The following is an 8700-nucleotide window of genomic DNA, read 5'->3' as shown; positions in this document are numbered from 1 at the left end:
GTGCGCCACAACATCCCGGTGACCGCGGTGGTGTTCCACAACCGCCAGTGGGGGGCCGAGAAGAAGAACCAGGTCGATTTCTACAACCGCCGCTTCGTTGCCGGCGAGCTGGACAACCAGAGTTTTGCCGAGATCGCCCGCGCCATGGGCGCCGAAGGCATCACCGTGGACCGCCTCGAGGACGTCGGCCCGGCGCTGAAGAAGGCCATCGACCTGCAGATGAACCATGGCAAGACCTGCATCATCGAGATCATGTGCACCCGCGAGCTGGGCGACCCCTTCCGCCGCGACGCGCTGTCCAAGCCGGTTCGATTCCTCGACAAGTACAAGGATTACGTGTGAGCAAGTAAGACGGGACGCACCCCGACCTGATCAGCAGGGGTGCATCCCGAGGCAATGACTTCGACCCTTTCATCCTCCTACTCAATCCATGTTGAGTGTTAGCCGGGGCCCGGGCATCCCTCGCACCGGGTTCCGGCCCTTTTTTTCCTTGTCGGAAATGGTTTTATCAGGAGTCCCCACCATGAGAGCACTCACCCGCATCATCGAGCAGGCCCGCCACGCCCCCGCCCGCATCGCCCTTTCCGAGGGAGAGGACCCACGCGTGCTCGACGCCGCAGTCCGGGCCACGCGCGAGGGCATCGCGCGCATCGTGCTGGTCGGCGACCGCGCCGCCATCGAGGCACTGGCGCGGCAACGCGGCCTCGACCTGAGCGGCATCGATTTTCACGACCCTGCCGACGCCCCGTTGCAGGCGGAGCTGGCCGAGGCGCTGTTCGAACTGCGCCGGCACAAGGGCATGACGCAAGAACAGGCCGCCAGCGCCGCGCGCGACCCGCTGGTCTGCGCCAACCTGCTGGTGAAGACCGGGCGCGCCGACGGCACGGTCTCCGGCGCGGTACGCACCACCGCCGACGTGGTGCGCACCGCGATTCAGGTCATCGGCGTGCAGCCTTCCTTCAAGCTGGTTTCCAGCTTTTTCCTGATGATGCTGTGCGAACCGTTCCACTCGCTCAAGGGCGGGCTGATTTTTTCCGATTGCGGCCTGGTGGTGGACCCGAGCGCCAGCGAACTGGCCGACATCGCCCTGGCCGCCGCCGACAGCGCACGCCAGCTGCTGATGGAAGAGCCGCGCGTGGCCATGCTGTCGTTCTCCACCAACGGCAGCGCCAAGCATGCGGCGGTGGACAAGGTGGCGCAGGCCGCCTCCCAGGTCAAGGCGCAGCGCCCCGAGCTTGCCATCGACGGCGACGTGCAGCTCGACGCCGCGATCGTGGCGGAGATCGCCAACCGCAAGCTGCCGGACTCGCAGGTCAAGGGCAAGGCCAACGTGCTGATCTTCCCCAACCTGGAAGCGGGCAACATCGGCTACAAGTTGGCCGAAAGAGTGGGCGGCGCGGTGGCCATCGGGCCGCTGCTGCAGGGGCTGGCCAAACCGGCCAACGACCTGTCGCGCGGCTGCAGTGCCGACGACGTGTTCCACGTCATCGCGGTGACGGTGGTGCAGGCGCACGCCGCCCGCGAGACCGCCACCGCGGGCTAAGCGCCCTCCGCCCCGCCGCCAGGACACGCCCATGAGCCTCGACACCCTCCTCGCCCTGCTCGCCACCATCGCCGTCGGCACCTATTTCCAGACCGTCACCGGCTTCGGACTGGGCATGATCGTGATGGGCGCCACCAGCGGCTTCGCCTTGGCTCCGGTGCCGGTCGCGGCGGCCGTGGTCAGCATGGTGACGCTGGTCAACAGCGCGGTGGCGCTGCGCGGCAAGTGGCACCTGATCGACTGGCGTGCGGCGCGCGCCGTGCTGCTGGGGGTGCTGCCGTCGATCATCGCCGGCGTGGTGCTGCTCAACTACCTGAGCAGCACGGCCTCGCTGCTGCTGGAGTTCCTGCTGGGCGGCGCCATCACCTACAGCGGCATCGTGTTCGCGCTGCGTCCGGCGCAGCTGACCGAGCGCTCGCCCGACCGCAGCTTCTTCGTCAGCGGGCTGTTTTCCGGGTTGTTCGGCGGCTTGTTCGGCATGGCCGGGCCACCGGTGATCTTTCACTTCTACCGCCAGCCGATGGAGTTGGCGGCGGTGCGCAGCATGCTGCTCCTGGTGTTCGCTTTCACCTCGGGCACGCGCACCCTGTTCGTGGCGAGCCAAGGCGAGCTGTCGGCGTCGGTCTGGCTGCTGACCGGGCTGTCGATGCTGCTGGCCACCTTCGTCACCCTGTTCGGACGCCGCCACCCGCCGCCGGTCGCCCCGGCGACGATGCGCCGCATCGCCTTCTGCATCCTGCTGCTGATCGGCGTGAGCCTGATGCTGAGCGCCCTGCCCGCGCTGCTTGGCCGAGGAGGCGCCTGAACCGTCCACCCCCGCCGGCCGTGACCTCATTCCCCAACCAAACCAACAAGAAGCTCTCGACATGAAGATCTCACACAAGGCCGGCCTCGCCGGCGCCGCCGTGCTGTTTCTCACCGTCAGCCTGCTGTCGCTGGTGCAGGTGAACCAGCTGCGCAGCAGCCTGCGCTCGCAGGCCGAATCCAGCATCGCCCAGTCCGGCAACGCGCTGGCACGCCAGATCGAAAACGGTCTCAACGCCAAGCTGCAGCTGATCGACCTGATGGCGCAGAGCATCGATGCCGACTTCCGCCCAGAGCGGATTCAGCAGGTCTTCGGCCAACCTTTGCTGAAAGAACAGTTCCTGCTGGTCTTCGGCGGCCTGGACAGCGACGGCAAGCGCCTCACCAACGACCCGAAATGGAACCCGCCCGGCTGGGACGCGCGCCAGCGGCCGTGGTATTCGGTGGCACGCCAGGCGCCGCGCGCGGTGCTCACCGAACCCTACGCCGACGCCGCCACCGGCGAAATCCTGATCTCCGCGGTGGCGAAACTCAGCGATCACGGCCGCTTCATGGGCGCGTTCGGCGGCGACCTGAGCCTGCAGAACATCGCCGCCGCGGTCAACGCGCTCGACTTCAACGGCGCCGGCTACGCCTTCCTGCTGGCGGGGAACGGCAAGATCATCTCGCACCCCGACGCCAAGCTGAACGGCCAGTCCTACACTCGGCTGTTCGACGGACAACGTCCCGCGCTGACGACCGCGCTGACCGCGGTCAACGGCGCGCGGCGGCAACTGGTCTCCTTCGTGCCGCTCAGCGGCCTGCACGGCATGCACTGGTACCTGGGTGTAGTGCTCGACGAAGCCGCTCTAATGCGCGAGGCCGACGCCGCCAGCCAGCGCGCGCTGGTGGGCGCGGTCATTGGCGTGGCACTCAGCCTGCTGGTGCTCGGTGTCCTGATGGGACGGCTGCTGTCGCCCTTGCAGCGGCTGCACCACGCCTTGCAGGACATCAACCGTGGCGAGGGCGACCTGACACGCCGTCTGCCGGCCACCGGCAAGGACGAAGTCGCGCTGCTCTCGGGCGAATTCAACGGCTTCGTGCAGCACCTGCAAACCCTGATCGGCAACGTCATGAACAGCGCCGCGCAGGTACGCCAGACCAGCACGGCCACCTCCAGCCAAGCGCAGTCCGCCTCCGAGCGGCTGTACCTGCAACTGCAGGAACTCGATCAACTGGCCCATACCATGAACGACATGAACGGCGCCGCCGAGGCCGTGGCGGAACACGCCGAGGTGGCGGCGCGCGCCGTCGAAACCGCCAACGTGGAAACCGAGCACGGCGTGGCGGTGGTATCGCGCACCACCAGCACGATCCAGCTGCTGGCCGACAAGCTGGGCGAGACCGGCCTCTCCATCAACGAACTGGTGCTGCTCAGCCGCCACATCGAGTCGATCCTGACCAAGATCGCCGGCATCGCCGACCAGACCAATCTGCTGGCGCTCAACGCCGCCATCGAGGCGGCGCGGGCGGGCGAGGCCGGGCGCGGCTTCGCCGTGGTCGCCGACGAGGTACGCACCCTCGCCTCGCTCACCCAGAGTTCGACCGCCGAGATCCGCGACATCATCGAGCAGCTGCAAAACGGCGTGAAACGCGCCGAGAGCAGCATGCTGCAATGCAGCCATACCGCCAAGCAGACCGTCGACGACGCCGCCAGCGCCAACGACATCCTGGGCCGCATCCGCGACGCGATCACGCGCATCAACGACATGAACCTGCACATCGCCAAAGCCGCCAAGGAGCAAAGCGTGGCCACGCGCGAACTGAGCCGGCGCACCGACGGCATCCGCGACATCAGCCACGCCGTGGCGCAGGGGGCGGCGACGCAGCTGGATCACTGCCAGGTGATGGTCGAGCAGGTGGGGCAGCAGGACGCGTTGCTGGAACGCTTCAAGGTCTGATTTCCCGCCGCCGGCAGCGGGCGGCGGGCGTTGCCGCGAACAGGCCGAGGGGCCGGGTGCCGTCTGACATCAGGCTGGCGACCCGGCCCCGCCCACCTGACAGGAATAAGAGCCTGTTTACGCTCCCGCGAGCTAGAGCGAGACAAGGCAAAAACGGCTGAGGAAGCGGCGTTTACACGTGGTAAATGAGCATTCCGAAGACGGTTTTAACGCGGTAGCGCCGACGCGCAGCAGATCGTAAACAGGCTCCAAGGAGGAAACGAGGCCGGCCGCCGACGGCCACCGGGCAACCGCTCAGGCCGGCTCGCTCAGACGCCAGTCGCTGTCGGCGGGCAGGAACGCCTCCACCGCGGCGGTGGCGATGACGTGGGTGGTGCCCTGCTCCGGGTCATGCACGTTGAGGCCGCCGAACACCGCCGTCACCTCGGCCCGTCCACGCGGCAAGGTGGCGGCGACAGCGGCGGTGTCGACCTGGTCCGGCTCCTGCACGCCGATGGTGACCTGCACCCGCATGGTGCGGTGGTCGTAGCCCAGCGAGCGGAACAGGATGATCGACGAATGATGCAGCGCGTCCTGCACCGCGCGGCAGGCGGCCTTGGTGTAGTCGCCGCCATAGAGGTCGTTGCCGGACCCCATTTCCAGGATGATGCGTTTCTCAGCCATGTGCCGGCTCCATATCAAAGGACACGATGATGGCGGCGTGAGCGATCACGCTCAGACCGTCGCTGCCGTGCTTGGGCACGTCCAGCCCCCCCTTCACCACGGTGATCGACGGCGTACCGTAGGGGAACAGCCCGACCAGCGCCTCGCAGTCGACCTCCTCCGGCCGCTGGATGCCGATCTCGACATCGATGAGCATCGCCGTTTTGGGAAAGCCGAAAAACTCGGCCACGTTCAGCGAATTGCGCCACAGCGCATCGCGGATCGCGCGCGCCGCTGCCTCGGTGTAGTTGCGGCTGCGGATCGACGTCCCCATGCCGAACTCCACCACCATTCTGGTTTTTGCCATGGTTCACCTGTTCCGTTTCTGCTCACTGCGCCGCGTAACGGCGGATCATGAAGTGTTTGGTGGTCGGCTCGAGCACTTCCCAGTAGCCGCGAAAGCCGTTCGGGATCAGGAACGCATCGCCGGTCTTGAACGTCTGGGCACTGCCGTCCGCCGCGACCAGGCGCACGTGCCCGGACACGATGTAGCAGAACTCGTCGCGGTCGGTGAACGCGTGCCATTTGCCGGGCGTGCTGCGCCAGGTGCCGGCAATCACCTCGCCGTCCGCGCTCTCGAACTGCAACACGGTCTGATGATGCGGGTCGCCCTCGACCACGCGGTCGGGAAGATCGGCCAGGCGCTGCTCGGAGCGCTGGCCGCCGTCCTTGTCAAAATCGATTACCTTGATAGTCATGGTTAGTGTCTGGTCAGGTTGAAGAATCGGGGAAACGCCACTCAGCGCCGGTGCCGCCCGCCGATGAGCTGCACGATCTCGAAGAACAGCGCGTTGTCGAGCGCCTGGCTCATGTCGGTGGCGAGGCAGCGGCGGTAGAACGGGCTCAGGTCCAGGCCGACCCCAAGGCCGAGTATCTCCACCTGCCCCTGCTGTTCGCGCCGGGCGACGACGTCCTTGAGATGGTTGTCGAGATAGAAGGCATCGTTGGCGAGCCCGGTGGCGCTGTCGGCGGGGCTGCCGTCGGAAATCACGATCAGGATGCGCCGCTGCGCGCTGCGCGCCAGCAGGCGGTTGCAGGCCCAGTCGACCGCCTCGCCGTCGATGCCTTCGCGGAACAGATCGGCCTTGAGCAACGCCGCGACGTCACGGCGCGCGCGCCGCCAGCTGCGCTCGGCGTCCTTGAACACCAGGTGGCAGACCTCGTTGAGCCGGCCGGGATGGCGTGGCCGCCCCCGGCTCATCCACTCGCGGTAGGGACGGCCGCCGTTCCAGGCGGCGGTGGTGAAACCGAGCAGCTCGGTGCCGACGCCGGCCATCTCGAGCGCACGCAGCAGGATGTCCACCAGGGTCGCCACCGATTCGACGTGCGTCTTCATCGAGCCCGAGCAATCCACCAGCACGCTCACCTGGCAGTCCGCCGCCGGCTTGAACTGTTCGCGGCGGAACAGGCGGCGCTCGGCCGGCGAGGTGATCAGCTGGGACAGGCGGCGGCCATCCACCTGCCCTTCCTCCTCGCCGAAGCGCCAGCCGTCGCGGCGCGGCTCGGCGAGCACGGCGCCGAGCAGGCGCGCCAGGCGCGGAACATTGACGCCCTGGGCGGCGATGCGCCGGTCGAGCCGCTCGCGGTACTCCTCCAGCAGCGCCTTGCGCACCTGCGTGCCGGCGGCCAGCTCGACATCGTAGCGGGTGGTGTAGACGCGGTAGGCCTGCTCCGCCTCGACAAACACCTTGCTCGCGCCACTGACGGCGGCGGCGATGCCGTCGCCCCCCTCGTCCTGGTCAAAGTCGAGCAGCAGCGCGAAAGCGGCACGGGCGTCGCCCTCGGCCGCCTCACCGGCCTCGTCCTCCCCCGGCTGGGCGCGCTTGGCGCGCACCTTGTCGCCGACGATGCGGGCGATCTCCAGCGCGTGCGGGGCAAACGCGGCCTGGTCGTGGCGCTGGCGGCGGATACCGGCCAGCGCACTGCCCAGCGCCGACACCAGGGACCAGCGGGTGCTCTCGATGTAATCCTCGGTCTCGTGCAATACCGGCAGCGCGTTGAGGCGCGACCAACACATCTGCGCCACGGTGTAGAGCAGGATGCCGACCTCGCCCTCGGTCAGCCCGGAGCGGTAGAACGCGCGCGACCAGTCCTCGAAGCGCTGACGCAGGTTGCCAGCCATGCCCGGCATGTCGGCCGGCACCAGGGTCTCGACGCGCAGCTGTTCCAGCAGCTCGAAAACCAGGCGATCGACCGGCTCCTCCGGGCACAGGCTGCGGTGCAGCGCGGCATCGGAATACTGTAGGCGCAGCGCCATGCCGTCGGCCGCCGCCCGGCAGGCCACGAAGTCGTCGGCGCCGGGGTCGACGCGCAGGTGGGGCGCGTGCACCGGCAGCGCCCGCGTCGCGCGATGCAGCCGGCCGCCGCGGTAGTGCAGCGCCGCATCGCCGGTCAGCGCGCGGAGCGCCGCCGCGCACAGCTCCTCGACCTGCTGCTGCCGCTGGGCATTCTGCTGCGGGCTGGCCATCACTGCGCCCCCGCCGTGAGCATCCAGGATTCGTCCAGTTCGACGCCGAAGCAGCGCTGGTAGTACTCGGCGACGATGGGACGCTCTGCCTCGTCGCACTTGTTGAGGAAGGACAGGCGGAAGGCCAGCGCCGGGTTGCGGAAGATCTCGCAGTTTTCCGCCCAGCTGATGATGGTGCGCGGCGACATCAGCGTCGACAGGTCGCCGGCGGCAAAGCCCTTGCGCGTCAATTCCGCCACCGCCACCATCGACGCCACCAGCTGGCGCCCCTGCTCGTGGTCCTTGGCGGGCACGCGCGCCAGCACGATCGCCATCTCCTCGTCGCGCGACAGGTAGTTGAGCGTGGCGACGATGTTCCAGCGGTCGATCTGGGCATGGTTCAGCACCTGGGTGCCATGGTACAGGCCGGACAGGTTGCCGAGCCCCACCGTGTTGGAGGTGGCGAACAGGCGGAAATACGGGTGCGGCCGGATCACCCGGCTCTGGTCGAGCAGGGTGAACTTGCCGTCGCGCTCGAGGATGCGCTGGATCACGAACATCACGTCGGGGCGGCCGGCATCGTACTCGTCGAAGATCAGCGCCACCGGACGCTGCAGAGCCCAGGGCACGATACCCTCCTGGAATTCGGTGACCTGCAGGCCGTCGCGCAACACGATGGTGTCGCGGCCGACCAAGTCGAGGCGGCTGATGTGGCCGTCCAGGTTGACGCGTACGCACGGCCAGTTGAGGCGCGCGGCGACCTGCTCGATATGGGTGGACTTGCCGGTGCCGTGCAGCCCCTGCACCATCACGCGGCGGTCGCGGGTAAAGCCGGCGAGGATCGCCAGCGTCACGTCCGGGTTGAAGCGATAGGCCTCGTCGACCTCGGGCACGTGGTCGTCGCGCTCGCTGAAGGCGGGCACTTTCAGGTCGGAATCGATGCCGAACACCTCGCGCACCGAGACCATGCGGTCGGGCTGAATCTGGCTGATGTCTGTCACGGGAGCTCTCCAGTGGTTGCCGCAGCGTGCTGCGCGGCGTGGGTCAAATAGTCGTCAACCTCTGGCGCCCCCGTGCAGGCCCGGCGTCAGCCGGTCTCGCCCTGCGGCGGGGCCAGAGCATTCGCGCCGGGATACCCCCGGCCGGCAGGAGGACGCAGCATCATTCGTCCTCCCGCGCCTCGGGCATGGCCTCGGCCTCGATCTTGGCCAGGGCCGCCGCCGCACGCTGCAACGCCGGCAGCAACTGCAGCGCCTTGTCCGGCG

At 68.1% G+C, this 8700-nt stretch carries 9 protein-coding genes; 4 read left to right on the top strand and 5 right to left on the bottom strand.

Annotated elements, in window-relative coordinates:
* From AC3WG5_RS18860 to AC3WG5_RS18845, 4 genes are all read left to right on the top strand, one after another.
* Nucleotides 1-342, top strand: a 342-nt coding sequence (locus AC3WG5_RS18860; RefSeq protein ID WP_492570249.1) for a thiamine pyrophosphate-dependent enzyme, incomplete at its 5' end; no start/stop codon positions are given.
* 181 nt (nt 343-523) lie between these two features.
* A complete protein-coding gene (pta, locus tag AC3WG5_RS18855) occupies nt 524-1543 on the top strand; it encodes a phosphate acetyltransferase (protein WP_492570247.1) in 1020 nt (339 codons plus the stop codon).
* A gap of 31 nt (nt 1544-1574) precedes the next feature.
* Complete coding sequence (locus AC3WG5_RS18850; protein WP_492570245.1) at nt 1575-2348, top strand: TSUP family transporter; 774 nt, start codon at nt 1575-1577, stop codon at nt 2346-2348.
* A gap of 61 nt (nt 2349-2409) precedes the next feature.
* Nucleotides 2410-4287: a methyl-accepting chemotaxis protein gene (locus tag AC3WG5_RS18845; RefSeq protein ID WP_492570243.1), complete on the top strand. Its 1878-nt coding sequence runs from the start codon at nt 2410-2412 to the stop codon at nt 4285-4287.
* Nucleotides 4288-4581: 294 nt separating this feature from the next.
* Here the strand turns inward: AC3WG5_RS18845 and AC3WG5_RS18840 are convergent, their stop codons facing one another.
* From AC3WG5_RS18840 to AC3WG5_RS18820, 5 genes are read right to left on the bottom strand one after another with little or no spacing between them, the layout of a single operon-like run.
* A complete protein-coding gene (locus AC3WG5_RS18840) occupies nt 4582-4950 on the bottom strand; it encodes a Lin0512 family protein (RefSeq protein WP_492570242.1) in 369 nt (122 codons plus the stop codon).
* Nucleotides 4943-5296 (bottom strand): Lin0512 family protein, encoded by a 354-nt coding sequence (locus AC3WG5_RS18835; protein WP_492570240.1) that lies wholly within the window; start codon nt 5294-5296, stop codon nt 4943-4945. The genes AC3WG5_RS18840 and AC3WG5_RS18835 overlap by 8 nt, the downstream gene beginning before the upstream one ends.
* 22 nt (nt 5297-5318) lie before the next feature.
* Entirely contained in the window at nt 5319-5687 is a 369-nt protein-coding gene (locus tag AC3WG5_RS18830; RefSeq protein ID WP_492570238.1) for a cupin domain-containing protein, read from the bottom strand.
* A 41-nt stretch (nt 5688-5728) separates the two neighbouring features.
* Nucleotides 5729-7456 carry a cobaltochelatase CobT-related protein gene (locus AC3WG5_RS18825; RefSeq protein WP_492570236.1) on the bottom strand — a complete coding sequence of 576 codons (1728 nt, stop codon included), beginning with the start codon at nt 7454-7456 and terminating at the stop codon, nt 5729-5731.
* Nucleotides 7456-8436, bottom strand: a complete 981-nt coding sequence (locus tag AC3WG5_RS18820; protein WP_482582421.1) for an AAA family ATPase — start codon at nt 8434-8436, stop codon at nt 7456-7458. The genes AC3WG5_RS18825 and AC3WG5_RS18820 overlap by 1 nt, the downstream gene beginning before the upstream one ends.
* Nucleotides 8437-8700: the final 264 nt, after the last annotated feature.

It is taken from the genome of Pseudogulbenkiania sp. FW507-F1, from assembly GCF_058781125.1.
Note: the sequence above shows the minus strand (reverse complement) of the source record. Positions and strands in the feature narration are given on the sequence as shown.

Coding starts and splice junctions, on each gene's coding strand:
- pta (WP_492570247.1), top strand. CDS start 524: ATGAGAGCACTCACCCGCATCATCGAGCAGGCCCGCCACGCCCCCGCC.
- AC3WG5_RS18850 (WP_492570245.1), top strand. CDS start 1,575: ATGAGCCTCGACACCCTCCTCGCCCTGCTCGCCACCATCGCCGTCGGC.
- AC3WG5_RS18845 (WP_492570243.1), top strand. CDS start 2,410: ATGAAGATCTCACACAAGGCCGGCCTCGCCGGCGCCGCCGTGCTGTTT.
- AC3WG5_RS18840 (WP_492570242.1), bottom strand. CDS start 4,950: ATGGCTGAGAAACGCATCATCCTGGAAATGGGGTCCGGCAACGACCTC.
- AC3WG5_RS18835 (WP_492570240.1), bottom strand. CDS start 5,296: ATGGCAAAAACCAGAATGGTGGTGGAGTTCGGCATGGGGACGTCGATC.
- AC3WG5_RS18830 (WP_492570238.1), bottom strand. CDS start 5,687: ATGACTATCAAGGTAATCGATTTTGACAAGGACGGCGGCCAGCGCTCC.
- AC3WG5_RS18825 (WP_492570236.1), bottom strand. CDS start 7,456: ATGGCCAGCCCGCAGCAGAATGCCCAGCGGCAGCAGCAGGTCGAGGAG.